At 73.7% G+C, this 16,176-nt stretch carries 18 protein-coding genes; 10 read left to right on the top strand and 8 right to left on the bottom strand.

What is annotated here, in order from left to right:
* The first annotated feature begins 3 nt into the window (after positions 1 to 3).
* From ACFQ46_RS23765 to ACFQ46_RS23755, 3 genes are all read left to right on the top strand, one after another.
* Positions 4 to 648, top strand: a complete 645-nt coding sequence (locus tag ACFQ46_RS23765) for a YitT family protein (protein ID WP_380262760.1) — start codon at positions 4 to 6, stop codon at positions 646 to 648.
* A complete protein-coding gene (locus ACFQ46_RS23760; protein WP_380262758.1) occupies positions 630 to 911 on the top strand; it encodes a YciI family protein in 282 nt (93 codons plus the stop codon). Before ACFQ46_RS23765 ends, ACFQ46_RS23760 begins: the two co-directional genes overlap by 19 nt.
* Positions 912 to 1,011: 100 nt before the next feature.
* Positions 1,012 to 1,770 carry a GTP pyrophosphokinase family protein gene (locus ACFQ46_RS23755; RefSeq protein ID WP_380262756.1) on the top strand — a complete coding sequence of 253 codons (759 nt, stop codon included), beginning with the start codon at positions 1,012 to 1,014 and terminating at the stop codon, positions 1,768 to 1,770.
* Here ACFQ46_RS23755 and ACFQ46_RS23750 read toward each other — a convergent pair.
* Genes ACFQ46_RS23750 through ACFQ46_RS23735 form a run of 4 tightly spaced genes read right to left on the bottom strand, consistent with a single transcriptional unit; the run spans position 1,734 to position 5,039 of the window.
* Complete coding sequence (locus tag ACFQ46_RS23750) at positions 1,734 to 2,741, bottom strand: ATP-binding cassette domain-containing protein (RefSeq protein WP_380262754.1); 1,008 nt, start codon at positions 2,739 to 2,741, stop codon at positions 1,734 to 1,736. The genes ACFQ46_RS23755 and ACFQ46_RS23750 overlap by 37 nt on opposite strands.
* A complete protein-coding gene (locus ACFQ46_RS23745; protein WP_380262752.1) occupies positions 2,738 to 3,547 on the bottom strand; it encodes an ABC transporter permease in 810 nt (269 codons plus the stop codon). Before ACFQ46_RS23745 ends, ACFQ46_RS23750 begins: the two co-directional genes overlap by 4 nt.
* Positions 3,540 to 4,334 carry an ABC transporter permease gene (locus ACFQ46_RS23740; protein ID WP_380262750.1) on the bottom strand — a complete coding sequence of 265 codons (795 nt, stop codon included), beginning with the start codon at positions 4,332 to 4,334 and terminating at the stop codon, positions 3,540 to 3,542. The genes ACFQ46_RS23745 and ACFQ46_RS23740 overlap by 8 nt, the downstream gene beginning before the upstream one ends.
* 33 nt (positions 4,335 to 4,367) lie before the next feature.
* Positions 4,368 to 5,039 (bottom strand): NUDIX domain-containing protein, encoded by a 672-nt coding sequence (locus ACFQ46_RS23735; RefSeq protein WP_380262748.1) that lies wholly within the window; start codon positions 5,037 to 5,039, stop codon positions 4,368 to 4,370.
* Positions 5,040 to 5,133: 94 nt separating this feature from the next.
* Here ACFQ46_RS23735 and ACFQ46_RS23730 point away from each other — a divergent pair, with 94 nt between their 5' ends.
* The 3 genes from ACFQ46_RS23730 to ACFQ46_RS23720 all read left to right on the top strand — a co-directional run bounded on the left by ACFQ46_RS23730 (position 5,134) and on the right by ACFQ46_RS23720 (position 9,963).
* Positions 5,134 to 6,132 carry an SPFH domain-containing protein gene (locus tag ACFQ46_RS23730; protein WP_380262746.1) on the top strand — a complete coding sequence of 333 codons (999 nt, stop codon included), beginning with the start codon at positions 5,134 to 5,136 and terminating at the stop codon, positions 6,130 to 6,132.
* Positions 6,129 to 7,019 (top strand): hypothetical protein, encoded by an 891-nt coding sequence (locus ACFQ46_RS23725; RefSeq protein ID WP_380262744.1) that lies wholly within the window; start codon positions 6,129 to 6,131, stop codon positions 7,017 to 7,019. Before ACFQ46_RS23730 ends, ACFQ46_RS23725 begins: the two co-directional genes overlap by 4 nt.
* An 85-nt stretch (positions 7,020 to 7,104) precedes the next feature.
* A complete protein-coding gene (locus ACFQ46_RS23720) occupies positions 7,105 to 9,963 on the top strand; it encodes an FAD-binding and (Fe-S)-binding domain-containing protein (protein ID WP_380262742.1) in 2,859 nt (952 codons plus the stop codon).
* A gap of 6 nt (positions 9,964 to 9,969) precedes the next feature.
* Here the strand turns inward: ACFQ46_RS23720 and ACFQ46_RS23715 are convergent, their stop codons facing one another.
* The 3 genes from ACFQ46_RS23715 to ACFQ46_RS23705 are packed head-to-tail and all read right to left on the bottom strand — an operon-like array spanning position 9,970 to position 11,997.
* Entirely contained in the window at positions 9,970 to 10,377 is a 408-nt protein-coding gene (locus ACFQ46_RS23715; RefSeq protein WP_380262741.1) for a helix-turn-helix domain-containing protein, read from the bottom strand.
* Positions 10,374 to 10,985 carry a hypothetical protein gene (locus ACFQ46_RS23710; RefSeq protein WP_380262740.1) on the bottom strand — a complete coding sequence of 204 codons (612 nt, stop codon included), beginning with the start codon at positions 10,983 to 10,985 and terminating at the stop codon, positions 10,374 to 10,376. The genes ACFQ46_RS23715 and ACFQ46_RS23710 overlap by 4 nt, the downstream gene beginning before the upstream one ends.
* A 40-nt stretch (positions 10,986 to 11,025) precedes the next feature.
* Positions 11,026 to 11,997: an alpha/beta hydrolase gene (locus ACFQ46_RS23705; protein WP_380262739.1), complete on the bottom strand. Its 972-nt coding sequence runs from the start codon at positions 11,995 to 11,997 to the stop codon at positions 11,026 to 11,028.
* 184 nt (positions 11,998 to 12,181) lie between these two features.
* On the opposite strand from ACFQ46_RS23705, the gene ACFQ46_RS23700 reads away from it, so the two are divergent.
* Positions 12,182 to 12,790 carry a dihydrofolate reductase family protein gene (locus tag ACFQ46_RS23700; RefSeq protein WP_380262737.1) on the top strand — a complete coding sequence of 203 codons (609 nt, stop codon included), beginning with the start codon at positions 12,182 to 12,184 and terminating at the stop codon, positions 12,788 to 12,790.
* On the opposite strand, the gene ACFQ46_RS23695 is transcribed toward ACFQ46_RS23700, so the two are convergent.
* Complete coding sequence (locus ACFQ46_RS23695; RefSeq protein WP_380262735.1) at positions 12,749 to 13,189, bottom strand: hypothetical protein; 441 nt, start codon at positions 13,187 to 13,189, stop codon at positions 12,749 to 12,751. The two genes, ACFQ46_RS23700 and ACFQ46_RS23695, sit on opposite strands and share 42 nt — an antisense overlap.
* 135 nt (positions 13,190 to 13,324) lie before the next feature.
* On the opposite strand from ACFQ46_RS23695, the gene ACFQ46_RS23690 reads away from it, so the two are divergent.
* Genes ACFQ46_RS23690 through ACFQ46_RS23680 form a run of 3 tightly spaced genes read left to right on the top strand, consistent with a single transcriptional unit; the run spans position 13,325 to position 16,116 of the window.
* Positions 13,325 to 13,855, top strand: coding sequence for a HutD family protein (locus ACFQ46_RS23690; protein ID WP_380262734.1), 531 nt, complete (start codon positions 13,325 to 13,327; stop codon positions 13,853 to 13,855).
* Positions 13,791 to 14,921: an FAD-dependent oxidoreductase gene (locus ACFQ46_RS23685; RefSeq protein WP_380262732.1), complete on the top strand. Its 1,131-nt coding sequence runs from the start codon at positions 13,791 to 13,793 to the stop codon at positions 14,919 to 14,921. The genes ACFQ46_RS23690 and ACFQ46_RS23685 overlap by 65 nt, the downstream gene beginning before the upstream one ends.
* Positions 14,905 to 16,116: an allantoate amidohydrolase gene (locus ACFQ46_RS23680; RefSeq protein WP_380262730.1), complete on the top strand. Its 1,212-nt coding sequence runs from the start codon at positions 14,905 to 14,907 to the stop codon at positions 16,114 to 16,116. The genes ACFQ46_RS23685 and ACFQ46_RS23680 overlap by 17 nt, the downstream gene beginning before the upstream one ends.
* The last annotated feature ends 60 nt before the right edge of the window (positions 16,117 to 16,176 follow it).

The following is a 16,176-nucleotide window of genomic DNA, read 5'->3' as shown; positions in this document are numbered from 1 at the left end:
GCTGTGAGAAGTCCAGTGCTCGGTGCCCGCATCGCCCGTCTCCTCGTCGGCCTCGGCCTCTACGGCGTGGCCGAGGGATTGATGGTCCTCGCCGGGATCGGGGTCGGGCCGTGGACGGTCTTCGCGCAGGGGGTCTCGCGACACACCGGGGTGGGTCTGGGCTGGCTCGCGAACCTCATCGGCCTCGCCGTGCTGCTGCTGTGGATCCCGTTGCGGCAAAGACCAGGAGTGGGGACCGTGCTGAACGTCCTGCTCGTGGGGACGGCGATCGAGGCGACGGTCGACCTGCTCCCTGCGCCGCACGCGCTGCTCGTCCGGATCCCGTTGTTCGCGGTCGGTCTGGCGCTGCTGGCGGTGGCGAGCGGGCTCTACCTCGGGGCGGGTTTCGGGCCGGGGCCGCGGGACGGGCTGATGACCGGCCTGCACCGGCGGACCGGTCTGCCTCTCTGGCTCGCCCGCGCGGTCGTCGAGGTGTCGGTCCTGGCGGTCGGCTGGGTCCTGGGCGGCAACGTCGGGGTCGGCACGGTCGCGTTCGCGCTGGGGGTCGGACCGCTCGTCGGGTTCTTCGTGCCGCGGTTGAGAACCGTCGCCGCGACGCCGGCGAGGATCGCCCCGGTAGCGTCCGGGCCATGTCCTTCTTCGTCGTGACCTACGCCTACTCCCCGGACGTCTCCGCCCGGGACGCCGTCCGCCCGACCCACCGCGAGTGGCTCGCCTCGCTGGGCGACGCCCTCGTCCTGTCCGGCCCGACCGACGCCGAGGGCGCGTTCCTCGTGTTCGAGGCCGAGACCGCCGCGGACGTCGAGGCGACCCTGGACGCCGATCCGTTCTTCGTGGACGGCCGGATCGTGGCGGGCCGGACCGTGGCCGGCTGGACCCCCGTGCTCGGACGGGCCAAGGACCGGCTCTGACGCGGCCGGCCGTCACCGCCCGACGTGACGGCACGGAACCCCGGCGCGGCGCCGTGCGTTCGCAGCACGAGGTCCCGACGGTGGAGAGGTGAGGTGCGCGATGGGCGTGGCGTCCGTGGAGACGGGAGAGAACTCCTACGGTGCAGCCGATCTCGAGGCGTTCCGTCGCGTCCGTGAGGACTTCGTCCGGTTCATGATGGCCTACCGCTTCGCCGTCGACGAGGTGCTGACGAAGGTCTCGATCCTGCGCGAGGAGTTCACCCACCTGCACCGCTACAACCCCATCGAGCACGTGACGTCCCGGGTGAAGTCCCCGACGAGCATCCTCGAGAAGGTCGTGCGCCGCGGGTTGGACCCGTCGTTCGACACCATCCGCGAACACATCACCGACATCGCGGGTGTCCGCATCACCTGCAGCTTCATCGCCGACACGTACCGGATGCTCGAGATCCTCACGGGGCAGGCGGACATCCGCGTCCTGGCCGTCAAGGACTACATCGCGCACCCGAAACCCAACGGCTACAAGAGCCTGCACGCCATCGTCGAGATCCCGGTGTTCCTCTCCGACGGCCCCGTCCCGGTGACGGTGGAGGTCCAGATCCGGACGATCGCCATGGACTTCTGGGCCAGCCTGGAGCACAAGATCTACTACAAGTACGACGGCGAGGTCCCCGGTCACCTGGCCGCGAGCCTCACCGAGGCCGCGGCGGTCGCCGAGCAGATGGACCGCCGGATGGAGGAACTGCACACCGAGGTGCGTTCCCTCGCCCCGGACGTCGGGGAGGCCGCACCCGAACTCGGGATCGACGACCGGGTCCTCCGTCAGCTCCTGGCGCTCTCCGGTGGCACCCCGGCCTGAGGGGTTCCCGGGCTCGCGTAGAGCTGGCGCAGCACGTCGGCGATGTCGGGTTCCTCCACCGACAGGTCCCGCACCTCGGCGTGGGTGGAGACTCCCGCCAGCACCGCGGCGGCGGTCGTCTCCTCCGCCGAGAAGGCGAACCGCTGGCGCAGACCCCCCGCCTCGACGCCGAGGAGCTGGGCTCCTTCGACGTGGATCGGCCCGGTGGGTGCGGTGAGGTCCACGACGAGGACGCGCCGGGCGCCGACGCGGCGCACCAACCCGGGCAGGTCGCCGTCGTAGGCGGCGCGACCGCGGTCGACGACGAGCACCCGGTCGCAGAGACGCTGCACGTCACCCATGTCGTGCGTCGTCAGCAGCAGCGTCGTCCCGCGTTCGGCACGTTCGGCCCGCAGGAACTGGCGCAGCCGTTCGCTGGACAGCACGTCGAGGCCGATCGTCGGCTCGTCGAGCAGCAACAGCTCGGGGGAGTGCAGCAGCGCGGCCGCGACCTCCCCGCGCATCCGCTGGCCCAGGGACAGCTGCCGCACGGGGGTGGTGAGGAACTCGCCCAGCCCCAGCCGGTCGTCGAGGTCGCGCAGCCGTGGCCGCCAGACCCCCGCGGGGAGGTGGTGGATCGCGGCGAGGAGGCGGAAGGACTCGCTCAGCGGCAGGTCCCACCAGAGCTGGCTGCGTTGCCCGAACACCACCCCGATGCGGCGGGCCAGGTCGCGACGACGGGCCACCGGGTCCAGCCCGCACGTCCGCACGCTGCCGGCGGAGGGGACGAGGATGCCGGTGAGGAGTTTGATGGTCGTCGACTTCCCGGCGCCGTTGGCGCCGATGAACCCCACCGACTCCCCGGGGTCCACCCGCAGGGACAACCCGTCGACGGCGCGGACGACGCGACGCTGCCGACGGAACCTCCCTTCGACCTTCTCGCGGACGACGTACTCGCGGACGAGGTCGGTGACCTGCAGCGCTGGATTCACGATCCGCTCCCCGTGTAGTGCCGGATCCCCTGGCGCCACAGCAGCAGCGCGACGCTCCAGAGCGCCGCGGCCGCGACCGGCGAGAACCACCCGAGCCCGGCGGGCAGCCCGGCGGGCCCGTCGCTCCTCAGCAGGGCCAGGACGGGGAGGTAGGCGACGAACGCGGCCGGGACGACGTAGCAGAACAACCACCGCAGCGGTGTCCCGTAGAGCGAGGCGGGGTACTGCGCCGCGTTGGAACCGCCGTAGGTCAGGGAGTTCACCGCTTCCTTCCCGTCCAGCAACCAGAACTGGCAGGCGCCCGCGATGACGAACAACGCCGAGAAGATCGCCGTCCCGCCGACGACCGCGGTGGCGAGCAGGGCCACGGCGCGCAGGTCGAGCGCGATGCCGGTGTGCGGCCAGGCGACGCACAGCACCACGACGCCGACCAGCACCCGGCCGATCCGGCGCAACGAGACGTCGGAGGTCGCCAGTTGGGCGAGGACCGGGAGCGGACGCAGCAGGAACGCGTCGAGGGTTCCGCTGCGGAGGTGGGTGGGCAGGTTGTCGAGGTGACCGGCGAGGAGGTCCGCGGCCGCAAAGGCCACGTTCGCCAGCGCGAACACCAGCGACGCCTGCCACACGTCCAGCCCGCCCAGGGTGTTCGTCCGCGAGAAGACGACGTAGATCGTGGCGAACTCGCTGATCCCGATGCCCAGGTTGGAGAGCAGGTCGGCGACGAAGGACGTCCGGTAGCTCAGCTGGGCCCGCACCCGGCTGCCCAGGACGGCCCGGTAGGCGGCGACCGTCGAGCCCTCAGCCACCCTGCACCACCAGTCGCCGGGACCCCATCGCCAGCAGGACCCGACCGGCGAGCAGGAGCCCGACCAGCCAGCCGACCTGGACCGCGACGAGCCGGAGCGCGGCGGTTCCCGTTGCGGTGCCGGTGAAGACGTCGATCGGCGACTGCAGCATCGACGGGAACGGGGTGGCGTGGGCGAGGGTCGCGAGCCACGCCGGGAACCAGCGGACCGGGATGGCGAGCCCGGTGAGGATCGTCGCGAGGACGGTGTAGAGCATGAGGATCCCGCGGATCTCGGTGAGCCAGAACGCCGTGAGGTTGACCAGCCAGCGGGCCGAGAAGGAGACCGAGACGCCGAGGACGAGGCTGACGACACCCAGGAGGTAGCTGCGCGGATCGCTCGGCAGTGCGAGTCCGGTGAGCGCGATCCCCAGCACCAGCGGTGGGACGCCGCGGGGCAGGAACATGTACGCCGCGCGGCCGAGGTCGGTGGCCCAGGCCGCGAGTTGCGGGTCGACCGGACGGGCCAGGTCGACGGCGATGTCCCCGGTCCGCACGCGCTGCGCGACCTCGCCGTCGGCGAACACGCTGACCGGGGCGAGGAGGGCCTGCGTCACCCAGGCGAAGGTGGCGGCCTGCTCGACGTCGTAGCCGGCGACCGCACTCCCGGCCCCGGAGACCGTGCCGACGAGGACGGCGGCCTTGATGGCGCCGAACACCGAGTTGGTCAGAGCGCCGGCCGCGGTGGCGGCCCGGTAGGTGGAGAACCGCCGGAACCCCGCCGCGACGAGGGCGGGGTAGGCGGACACGATGTTCGACCCTAGTCGGGTTCCCCGTCGCTGTCAGGTGCGCAGCAGGGGCGGGTGCACGCTGGTGGCGCTCCCGCGCCGGAAGAGCTGCGCGGGGCGGCCGCCGTCGCGGGTCGTGCTCGAGCCGACCGGTTCGAGGAACCCGTCGGCGCCGGTGACCTTGCGGTGGAAGTTCCGGGCGTCCAGGGGGTGTCCCCAGACCTGCTCGTAGACCCGGCGGAGTTCGGCGACGGTGAACTCCTCGGCGCAGAAGGCCGTCGCGAGCGGTGAGTACTCCAGTTTCGCCCGGGCGCGCTCCACGGCGTCGGCGAGCAGGCGGTCGTGGTCGAAGGCGAGGTCCCGGGCCTCGCCCACGGGTACCCACCGCGCGTCGGCGGCGTCGGTGCCCGCGTGCGGGGTGGGCAGGTCGGGGGCGAGGGCGAGGTAGCAGACCGTCACGACGCGCTGGCGGGGATCGCGGTCGGGGGCGCCGTAGCTGGCGAGCTGTTCCAGGTGCACCGAACCGCGGGGGAGTCCGGTCTCCTCGGCGAGTTCCCGTTCGGCGGCGCCGAGCAGGTCCTCGTCCGGGCGGACGAAACCGCCGGGCAGCGCCCAGTCGCCGAGGAACGGCTCCTCGCCGCGTTCGACGAGCAGGACGGACAGCCCCTCGGGCCGGACGGTGAGCACGACGAGGTCCACGGTGACGGCGACGGCGGGGTAGGTCACCCGGTCAGCGTACCGGCTTGTCGTCGACTTGACGATTAGGGGAGGTGCGGCCTTATCGTCAAGTCGACGACAACAACTGTCCGAGGAGGACGACATGGCCGACATCACCCGCTACCCCTTCGCCCGGCACCTGCGCAGCACCCCGACCACCCACGTCGTGCACCACCGCGGCGGGAAGCTCGTGCACTCCGGCACCGGCCAGGCGTTCTGGTTCCGCCCGCTCTCCGCGGCGCTGTCGGAGGTGCCCGTCGACGACCGCGAACTCCCGCTGGTCCTGCACGCCCGCACCGCCGACTTCGTCGACGTCACCGTCCAGGCCACCGTCACCTTCCGCGTCGAGGACCCCGAGCTCGCCGCGACCCGCGTCGACTTCTCCCTCGACCCCGTGACCGGCCGGTGGCGGAACGCCCCGCTGCAGCAACTGGCCGGGCTGCTGACCGAGACCGCCCAGCAGCACGTCCTCGACGTCCTCGCCCGGCTGCCGCTGCGCGAGGTGCTGGTCAGAGGGGTGACGCTGACCCGGGAGCGCATCACCGCGGGCCTCACCGCCGACAGCCGGCTCGCCCGGACGGGCCTCGCCCTCGTCGACGCCCGCGTCGTCGCCGTCCGCCCCGATCCCGACGTCGAGAAGGCGCTGGGCACCCCGACCCGGGAGGCGTTGCAGACCGAGGCCGACCACGCCACCTCCCAGCGCCGGGCGCTCGCCGTCGAACGGGAACGGGCCATCAGCGAGAACGAGCTGCAGAACGAGATCGAGCTCGCCCGGCGCGAGGAACAGCTCGTCGCCCAGCGCGGGGCCAACCAGCGCCGGACCGTCGAGGAGGCCGCCGCCGCGGACACCGTCCAGGCCACCGCCGAGGCCGAGCGCGAGGAGCGGCTGGCGCAGGCGCACGCCGCGGCGACCCGGTTGCAGGGCGAGGCCGACGCCGGCGCCGAGGCCGCCCGGATGGCCGCCGTCGCCGGTACGCCACCGGAGGTCCTGCTCGCTCTCGCGCTGCGGGAGTTCGCCGGTCAGCTGCCCGAGATCGGGACCCTCGTCCTCACCCCGGACGTCATCACCGGGGCCCTCGCCCAGCTGGCCGGTACCCGGTGAGCCTCGCGCCGCGCGCGGTCCTGGTCCACCGCCGCACCCCCTTCGCCGACGCGATCGCCCGGCACGGGACCCGCGGGGCCGCGGAGTTCTTCCTCCGGACCCGCGGGCGCACGCTCGACGACCTCGAGGCGGGCGACGAACGACAGCGCGCCGCCCTGGCCGCGGTGGCCGCCGCCGTCCCCCTGGACTGGCGCACGGGAACGGTCGAGCGCGCCGACCTCTCCCGGTTCCTCTTCGCCCCCGAGGACGTCGTCGTGGTCGTGGGGCAGGACGGGCTGGTGGCCAACGTCGCCAAGTACCTCGACGGCCAGGTCGTCGTGGGCATCGACCCCGACCCCGGTCGCAACGCCGGTGTCCTGGTCCGCCACCCCGCCGCGCACGCCCGAGACCTGCTGCACCGCAGCGTGTCCCGCCCCGTCTGCGAGCAGCGGACGATGGTCCGTGCGGTCACCGACGACGGTCAGGAGCTGCACGCCCTCAACGAGATCTTCGTCGGTCACCACAGCCACCAGACCGCCCGCTACGTGCTGGGCTGCGGGGACCGGCGCGAGGAACAGGCCTCCAGCGGGGTCGTCTGCGGGACCGGGACGGGCGCCACCGGCTGGCTCGCCTCCCTCGCCCGCGCCCGTGGGGGAGCCGCCCTGCCCGGGCCCACCGACCCGGCCCTGGCCTGGTTCGTGCGCGAGGCGTGGCCCTCGCGCACCACCGGTGCCGACCTCGTCGCCGGGTCGGTCGGGGCCGAGCCCCTGACCCTCGACGTGCTCTCCGACGAGCTCGTCGTCTTCGGCGACGGCCTCGAGGCGGACCGGCTGCTCCTGACCCGCGGGCAGCGGCTGACGATCGACGTCAGCCCCCGCCACCTCGCCCTCCTCACCCCCCACCCGTGATCCCGCGAGGGGACCCGGCGAGATCACGGATCGGGTGGGGGTGGCTGGGTGCGGAGCACGGCCCGTGCGGCGGCACACTGGGCACGTGACCCTGATCGACGAGACCCGCGCCGAGGCCGCCGCCGGTGCGGACCTGCTGACCAGCCTGAACGCCGCCCTCGGCACCACCGCCGGGTCCGGTGTCGTGGACGCCTCGAGCCGGCGCCGCGCGGAGTACACGACCGACGCGTCGAACTACCGCGTCGTCCCGCAGGTCGTCGTCTTCCCGCGCACGGTCGAGGACGTCGAAGCCGTCTGGGCGGTCTGCCGCCGTCTCGGGGTCCCGTTCACCTCCCGCGGCGCCGGGACCTCGGTCGCGGGGAACGCGATCGGGGAAGGCGTCGTCCTCGACTTCTCCCGTCACCTCCACCGCGTCCTCGAGATCGACCCCGAGACCATGACCGCGCTCATCGAGCCCGGCGTCATCCTCGACGACCTGCAGCGCCAGGCCGCGCCCCTCGGCCTGCGGTTCGGGCCGGACCCCTCGACCCACGCCCGCTGCACCGTCGGCGGGATGATCGGCAACGACGCCTGCGGGTCGCACGCGCTGGCCTACGGCCGGACCTCGCACAACGTCGTCGCCCTCGAGGTCCTCGACGGTCACGGCCGCCGCTACTGGACCGACGCCCCGCCCGCGGACCTCCTCGCCGAACTGCAGGCCGTGGCCTCCCGCCACCTCGGGACGATCCGGACGTCGTTCGCCACGTTCGGCCGTCAGGTGTCCGGCTACGCCCTGGAACACCTGCTGCCCGAGACCGGCGGCCCCACCGGGACCGCCCTCGCCCGGCTGCTGACCGGGTCGGAGGGGACGCTGGTGACGATCCTGCGCGCCCGGGTCCGCCTCGTGCGCCAGTCCCCGTCGGCGACGTTCGTGGTCCTCGGCTACCCCTCGATGCACGAGGCCGCCGACGCGACCCCCGCCCTGCTGGAACACGCCCCGCTCGCCGTCGAGGGCATCGACCGTCGCCTCGCCGACATCGTCGTGCGCCGCGGGGGTTCGGTCGACGGCCTCCCCGGCGGCGACGGCTGGCTGTTCGTCGAGATGGGCGGGGAGACCCCGGAGGAGTCGCTCGCCGCGGCGGAGGCGATGGTGCGCGACTCCCAGGCGCTGGACTCCGTCGTGATCCCGACCGCCGCGGCCGCGCGGAAGTTGTGGCGCATCCGCGAGGACGGCGCCGGCCTGGCCGGGCGTTCCCCCGAGGGGTTGCCGGCGTGGCCGGGCTGGGAGGACGCCGCCGTCCCGCCCGCACGGCTGGGTGAGTACCTGCGCGAGTTCGACGCGCTGATGACGACCCACGGCGTCGACGGGCTGGCCTACGGGCACTTCGGGGACGGCTGCATCCACGTCCGCATCGACTTCCCGCTCTACGAGAACGGCGGCGGCGCCGTGGCGAAGGCGTTCCTCGAGGACGCCGCCCGGTTGGTGGCGAAGCACGGCGGTTCCCTCTCGGGAGAGCACGGTGACGGCCGGGCCCGCGGTGGGTTGCTGCCGTTGATGTACGACGCCGAGGCGATCTCCGCGTTCGAGGAGGTCAAGCACGCCTTCGACCCCGACGACCTGCTGAACCCGGGGATCATCGTCCGGCCCGCCGACGTCGCCGCCGACCTCCGCGTCCCGTCGGCCCGGCCGGCGCACGCGCTGGGCATGCCTGGCCGTTCGGGGTTGAAGTTCGCCTACTCCCAGGACCAGGGCGACCTCACCCGCGCCGTCCACCGCTGCGTCGGGGTCGGCAAGTGCCGCGCCGACTCCGGAGGCGTCATGTGCCCGAGCTACCTGGCGACCGGTGACGAGAAGGACTCCACCCGCGGGCGGGCCCGGTTGTTGCAGGAGATGGCCAACGGCACCCTCGTCACCGACGGCTGGCGCTCGCAGGAGGTCAAGGACGTCCTCGACCTCTGCCTGTCCTGCAAGGGGTGCAGCGCGGACTGCCCCGCCGGGGTCGACATGCCGACCTACAAGGCGGAGTTCCTCGACAAGTTCTACGCGGGCCGGTTGCGGCCGATGAACCACTACCTCCTGGGCTGGTTGCCGCGCTGGTCGAAGCTCGCCTCCTACGCGCCGAAGGTCGTGAACGCGTTGACCTCGGTGCCGGCGCTGGCGTGGACGGCGCGGGCGCTGGGTGGGGTGGACCAGCACCGGCCGCTGCCGGCGTTCGCGGAGGAGACGTTCCGGGCGTGGTTCCGCGAGCGCCCCGAACGTGCGGGCGAACCCGTCCTGCTGTGGGTGGACTCCTTCACGGAGAACTTCTCGCCCGAGGTCGGCCGGGCCGCCGTGAAGCTCCTCGAACACCTCGGTTTCCAGGTGCGGCTCACCGAGCAGCAGGTCTGCTGCGGTCTCACCTGGGTGTCGACGGGACAGCTCGACGGGGCGAAGCGTCAGTTGCGTTCCTCGCTGGACGCGCTGGGGAACTCCGAGGTCCCCGTGGTCGGGCTGGAACCGTCGTGCACCGCGCTGCTGCGCGAGGACGCCGCGGAACTGCTGCCCGACGACCCCCGCGCCCACGCGCTGGAACGTCGGGTGAAGACGCTGGCGGAACTCATCGCGGAACGGCGTCCGGACTGGATCCCGCCGCGGGTGGATCAGAAGGCCGTCGTCCAGCCGCACTGCCACCAGCACGCGGTCATGGGTTTCTCGCCCGACGAACGCCTGCTGGCCAAGGCCGGGGTCGAGGCGAAGGTCCTGAACGGCTGCTGCGGACTGGCCGGGAACTTCGGGGCCGAGAAGGGCCACTACGACGTGTCGGTGAAGGTCGCCGAGCACGCGTTCCTGCCTGCGCTGCGCGAGCGCGGGGACGCGGTCGTCGTGGCCGACGGGTACTCCTGCCGGACCCAGTCGGACAACCTCACGGGGATCAAGCCCAAGCACCTCGCGGAACTGCTGGCCGAGGCGCTGCCGGAGGACTGAGCCCGGTCAGGGGGTGCGGTGCAGCCGGCGCAGGACGAGCGCCAGCTGCAGGCGCTGCAACCCGGCCACGTCCTGCAGTTCCCAGCCCAGCGCGCGCTGGGCGGTGAGCACCCGGGCCTGCACCGTCGAGTGGTGGACCGCGAGTTCCGTCGCGGCCGCGCGCCGGCTGGACGTCGTGGCCAGGACGTCCAGCGTGCGCAGCATCCAGGGCGCGAGGACGGCGGCGCGTTCCACGGCCCCGACGTCGGGAACCGGGGGCGCACCGGCCGGCACGGCCGCGGCCAGCAGCAGCAACCCCTGCACCGCCTCCGCGTGGACGATCCGTGGCCCCGGGTCGGTCGCGGTGCCCTCAGCGGTGAGGCGCAGCGCGCGACGGGCGGCGACCCAGGAACCCGGGAGCTCGTCCACCGTCACGACCGGTCCCACCCCGGCCCGCCGCGACCCGAGCAGGGGTTCCACCGGACCGGTGAGGACCAGGGCGGTGCCGTCGACCACCGCGACGGCGCGGCAGGGGGCCCCGGTGCGAGGCCGAGGCTCCGCGCCGCCCGACGACGGTCGTCGCGCGGCGTCCGCGGGTCGAGCACGACCTCCAGGAGGTCCGCGTCCTGACGTCCCGGTGCCGACGCCGCGAGCGGTCGGGTGCGTTCCAGGACGCTGCGGGCCAGGGCGCAGGCGCGTTCCAGCACGACCGCGTCCACGACGCGGGGCGGACCCGGCCGTTCCAGCCACAGGACCGCCCCGTCGTCGACGGCCACGCTCAACCACGCCGGGTCCGGTCCCGACGACCCGTCCGAAACGTCGTCCTCGCCGGGCTCGTCCTCGCCCGCTGAGTTCACCCGCAACCGCAGGTGCCGGCGCGCGTCGAGGAACCCGGCGGGACTGCCGGTGAGCGACGTCGCCCCGCGGACGATCGCGTGCAGACCCGCGTGCCCCGCGGCGAGTTCGTCGAAGTAGGACACGACGCGCAGCGCGGCCCCCGCGTCGGGGTCGAGCGCCGAGAGTCGCACCGTCAGGTCCCTCACGAGCCCATCCTGCGCTCGTGGGGGCCCGACGGGAAGCGGTTCAGGCCTGGACGAGGCGGGACAGCCACGCTCGTCGTACGGCCCGGGCCGCCTGGGAGATCGCCGCCTGCGGGGCGAACACGTCGAAACCGTGGAACCCGCCGGGCCAGACGTGCAGTTCCGCCCGCCCGCCGGCCTGCCAGATGCGGCTCGCGTAGGCGACGTCCTCGTCGCGGAAGTTCTCCGCCGAGGCCACGTCGACGAACGTCGGCGGCAACCCCGTCAGGTCCTGCGCCCGGGCCGGCGCGGCGTAGGGCGAGACGTCGGGGCCACCGCGGGCCGTGCCCAGCAACGCGGTCCAGCCGGTGTCGTTGGCCGTGCGGCCCCAGGTCCCGGTGTCGGCCATCTGCACCGCGGACGGGGAGTCGTTGCGGTCGTCCAGCATCGGGTAGATCAGCAGTTGGCCCAGCAGTCCGGGACCGCGGCGGTCACGGGCCAGCAGGGCGACCGCGGCGGCCAGCCCGCCGCCGGCGCTGGCCCCCGCGACGACGATGCGCGCCGGGTCGAAACCCAGTTCGCCCGCGTGCTCCGCGGTCCAGACCAGCCCGGCGTAGCAGTCCTCGACCGGTCCGGGGTACGGGGTCTCGGGTGCGAGGCGGTACTCCACCGACACGACGACCAGGCCGAACTCCTGGGCCCAGTCCAGGGCCTCGGCGATGCCGCCGCGGTTGTCGCCGAGGACCATCCCGCCACCGTGGATCCAGTAGACCGCTCCCGTCACGGTCGTCGTGGGACGGCAGATCAGCAGGCTGACGTCGGGGGCGCCGTCGGGTCCGGGGACGCTGCGTTCCTCGACGGTGAAGGCGCCGTCACGGGCGAGTTCCTCGTCGCTGGGGGGCAGCTGACCGGGCAGGCCCTGGCGCACGACCGGGATGAGGTCGGGGGTGATGGGCGGGGAACCCCCGAGGGCGGCCAGCGCGGCCGCCGCCTCGGGGTCGAAGGGGGTGACGGAGCCCGTGGTGGTGGTGGTCATCGTTGACCTCTCGACGGTGTGTTCCGGTCGACGGCCCGACCGGTCGTCCCCAGACTGCACCCGGGGCCGGCCCGCCGAGCGTGCGAGGCGGCGGGCGCCGTCCGCCAGGTGGCGGACGACCGTCCCGCCGACCGCTGAGTCCTGACCGATCCCGAGCGCCACCCTCGACGGAGGTCCCACCCGCATGAGTCGTGTCGTCTGCCACCAGACCGTGTCCCTCGACGGCTTCACCGCCGGTCCGGACCAGAGCCTCGAGCACCCCATGGGGGTCGGGACCGAACTGCTGCACCGGTGGCAGTTCCGCTCCGGCGAGCCCGGCCACGAGGCCGACGCGGCCTGGCGCGCGGGTCTGCTGGCCCCCCTCGGGGCAGTCGTCATGGGCCGCAACATGTTCGGTCCGGTCCGGGGTGAGTGGCCGGACGAGACCTGGCGCGGGTGGTGGGGCGACGAACCGCCCTACCACGCACCGGTCTTCGTCCTCACCCACCACGAGCGCGCCCCGCTGGAGCTGACCGGGACGACCTTCCACTTCGTCACCGACGGTTTCGACGCCGCCTTCACCCGCGCCCGGGAGGCGGCCGGGGCCGGCGACGTGCGCATCGCCGGCGGTGCCGCCACCGTCCGGCAGGCGCTGGCCGCGGGCGTGGTCGAGGAACTCGCCCTCGACGTCGTCCCGATCCTGATCGGGGCGGGGGAGCGACTCCTCGACGGGGTGACCGATCCCGGTCTGGTCCCCGTCGAGGTCGTCCACTCACCGCTCGCGACCCACGTCCGCTACCGCGTCGGCCGCTGAAGCGCGCCGCACGGCGAGGTCCACGAGCACGTGCACGTCACGGCGGTCACGACCGGCGAGGAGCTTCCCGGGCCGGTGGACGTCGCGCAGTTCCTCCGTGCCGCCGACGGGACGCCGGTCGTCGGCCGGCCCCCGGACCGCCCAGTTCACGACCTGGACCCGGACGGGGAACCCCGTCGTGGCGGAGGTGGAACCCCGCGGTTCGTAGGAGGCGTGCAAGCGGGTGGACCCGGGCGGCCAGGGAACCCGGTCGTCGGGGCGGTGCGTGAGGAACCAGGTGATGTCGTCGCCGACGGTGGGACGTGGCCGGCCGCCGGCGAGTTCCCGCACGTGCAGGACGACGGGGACGAGCTGGAAGAGGCACAGGCTGACCGGGGTCAGCGGCGTGTGGCGATGCAATGAACGACCCGTGCACTCGACAGGTCCGGGGTGCGAAGCCCCCGGGCACGGGTTCACCGTCCGCGGACCGTACCTCCTCCCGCGGGTCGGGCGCCACCCACCGGCACCCGGTCGGAGACGGGCATGCTGGGGGGCGTGCGCACCGTCCGTCACGACGACGTCCCCGACCAGCCCTGGCGCAACGGGGGCGGGACGACGCGGGAACTTCACCGCGACGAACGGTGGCGCCTCAGCGTCGCGACCATCACCGCGACCGGTCCGTTCTCGACGTTCCCCGGGGTGACCCGCTGGTTCGCCGTGGCCCGCGGCACCCTGGTGCTGGACCTGGACGGCGCACCCCATGACGTCGGCGGGGACGTCGGCGGGAACGCGGTGCTGGTGTTCGACGGTGAGCTCCCCGTCGTGGCCCACCCCGAGGGGGAGGTGCTGGCGGTGAACGTGATGGCGACGATGCCCCCGGGGATCACCGTCGTGGGCGGCCGCTACGCGGGCGGGAGCGCGGTGGCGGTCGTCGACCTGGACACCCTGCAGGCACACTTCGAGGTGGCCCGCGGGGACCTCCCCGCCCTCGAACGGGCCGTCGTGATCCTGGAGGCGTCGGATGTCGCAGTTCCTCGTGGTCGGAGCCGGTCTCGCGGGAGCGTCCACCGCCTGGCGACTGACTGAGCGGGGTTTCCCGGTCACCCTGGTCGAACGCGACGTGCCGGCCTCGGCGCAGGGCAGCTCGCACGGGTCGGCGCGGATCTTCCGGTTCGCCTACCGGGAGCGGGACTACGTCGACCTCCTCACGGCGTCGGTACCGCTGTGGTCCGAGCTGGAGCGGCGGCACGGAGCCCCGCTCATCACCCGGTGCGGGGCCCTCGACTTCGGTCCCGACCACGACGTGGCCGGGTTGGCGCGGGTCCTCGCCGCGGCGGGCGTCGAGCACGAACTCGTCCCCCGGCGCGCCGCCCGGGAACGGTGGCCGCACATCGCCGCCGACAGCGACGTCCTGCTGCACCCGGCGGGCGGTGTCCTGGACGCGGAGCGGACCGTGGCGGCGATGGTCGCGGCCGCCCGGGCCGGTGGTGCGCAGGTGCTCACCGGCTGGCCGCTGCAGCACCTCGAACGCACCGCGACGGGGTTCACCGCCCACGCCGCCGACGGGCGCACGCTCGCGGCGGAACGCGTCGTCGTCGGCGCTGGCGGATGGCTGCCGGACCTGCTCGGGAACCTCTCGTTGCCGGCGGAGTTCCTGGCCGCGTTCCCGCCGCTGCAGGTGCGCGAGGAGAACGCCTTCCACTTCCGCTACCGCGACCCCGGTGCGTCCTGGCCGACCACCATCCACGAGCAGGACGGCACCTCCGTCTACTCCCTGCCGGGGGGCCGCGACGCGCAGTTCCGCGGGCAGAAGGTGGCCGAGTTCAACGGTGGCCGGGTCCTGCCCTCCGCCGCCGCCCGCACCGGTGCGATCGACCCCGCGAACCGCGCGCGGGTCGTGGAGCACGTGAGCCGGTTCCTCCCCGGCCTCGACCCGGAGCCCTACGCGGAGACGACCTGCCTGTTCACCAACACCCCCACCGAGGACTTCGTCGTCGACGGGGTGGACGGGGTGACCGTCCTGTCGCCGTGCTCCGGGCACGGCGCGAAGTTCGCACCGCTGCTCGGTGAGGTCGCCGCGGATGTCGCGCTCGGCACCGGGACCGTTCCCGGCCGGTTCCGGGTAGGTTCGGCGGGTGTCCGAGACCTCTGACCTGCTGGCCGCCATCGCCGACACCGGCCGGGACGCCACCCGGGGCGGGTACTCGCGCCCGGTGTTCTCCACCGCCGAACGCGATCTCGTGTCGTGGTACGAGGCGGAACTCGCGGCGCGCGGGCTGGAGGCCGAGACCGACCGCAACGGGATCGTCTGGGCGTGGTGGAACCCCGCGGGTCTCCCGCTGGAGGGGGCTGTCGTCACCGGCAGCCACCTCGACTCCGTCCCCGGGGGTGGCGCGTTCGACGGACCGCTGGGGGTCGCCTCGGCGTTGCGTTCGCTCGACCTGCTGCGCCAACGCGGTGTCGTCCCCGCGAGACCGCTGGGTCTGGCGGTGTTCCCCGAGGAGGAGGGTTCCCGGTTCGGGGTGGCCTGCCTCGGTTCCCGGCTGCTGACCGGCGCGATCCCCGCCGAGAAGGCGCTGGCCCTCACCGATCCGGAGGGCAACACCTTCGCCGACGTCGCCGCCCGCTCCGGGTTCGACCCCCGGGGTTTCGGTCGGGACGAGGAGACGCTCGCCCGCATCGGGACCTTCGTCGAACTCCACGTCGAGCAGGGCCGCGGGTTGATCGACCTCGACGCCCCCGTCGCCGTCGCGAGTTCCGTCATCGGTCACGGACGCTGGCGGTTCAGCGTCCACGGCCAGGGCAACCACGCGGGGACGACCCTGCTCGAGGACCGGCGCGACCCGCTGCTCGCGGCGGCGCGACTGGTCGTCGCGGTGCGCGAGGTCGCCGCGGCGAACCCCGGGTCCCGGGCCACCGTCGGGCGGTTGCAGCCGGTCCCCGGCGGGACGAACGTCATCGCCTCCCGCGTCGACCTGTGGCTGGACGTGCGTCACCCGGAGGACGGGGTGACGGCGGCCGTGGTCGCCGAGATCACGCGGCGCGCGCAGGAGCTCGCCGCGGGGGAGGGCTGTTCCGTCGAGGTCCGCGAGGAGTCCTTCGGCGGCACCGTGGACTTCGACCCCGCCCTGGCCCGCCGGATCACGGGGGTGCTTGGCGGCGCCCCGAACCTGGTGACCGGAGCGGGGCACGACGCCGGCGTCCTCGCCGGGACGGTTCCGACGGCGATGCTCTTCACCCGCAACCCGACCGGGGTCTCGCACTCGCCCGAGGAGGCGTGCACCGACGAGGACGCCGAACTCGGTTCGGCCGCCCTCGCCGACGTGCTGGCGGACCTGCTGGTCTGAGTGACTGTTTCAGATATGGAGTGAGTGCTGCCTCGGCCTGGTCAGCCGACGCAGCATCAT

The organism is Kineococcus sp. GCM10028916, from assembly GCF_042674865.1.
In the GTDB taxonomy this organism is placed as follows: Bacteria; Actinomycetota; Actinomycetes; order Actinomycetales; family Kineococcaceae; genus Kineococcus.
Note: the sequence above shows the minus strand (reverse complement) of the source record. Positions and strands in the feature narration are given on the sequence as shown.

What these genes read in the sequence shown, in the direction of transcription:
- ACFQ46_RS23685 (WP_380262732.1), top strand. Translation starts at nt 13,791, where the DNA reads ATGTCGCAGTTCCTCGTGGTCGGAGCCGGTCTCGCGGGAGCGTCCACC.
- ACFQ46_RS23705 (WP_380262739.1), bottom strand. Translation starts at nt 11,997, where the DNA reads ATGACCACCACCACCACGGGCTCCGTCACCCCCTTCGACCCCGAGGCG.
- ACFQ46_RS23700 (WP_380262737.1), top strand. Translation starts at nt 12,182, where the DNA reads ATGAGTCGTGTCGTCTGCCACCAGACCGTGTCCCTCGACGGCTTCACC.
- ACFQ46_RS23730 (WP_380262746.1), top strand. Translation starts at nt 5,134, where the DNA reads ATGGCCGACATCACCCGCTACCCCTTCGCCCGGCACCTGCGCAGCACC.
- ACFQ46_RS23755 (WP_380262756.1), top strand. Translation starts at nt 1,012, where the DNA reads ATGGGCGTGGCGTCCGTGGAGACGGGAGAGAACTCCTACGGTGCAGCC.
- ACFQ46_RS23760 (WP_380262758.1), top strand. Translation starts at nt 630, where the DNA reads ATGTCCTTCTTCGTCGTGACCTACGCCTACTCCCCGGACGTCTCCGCC.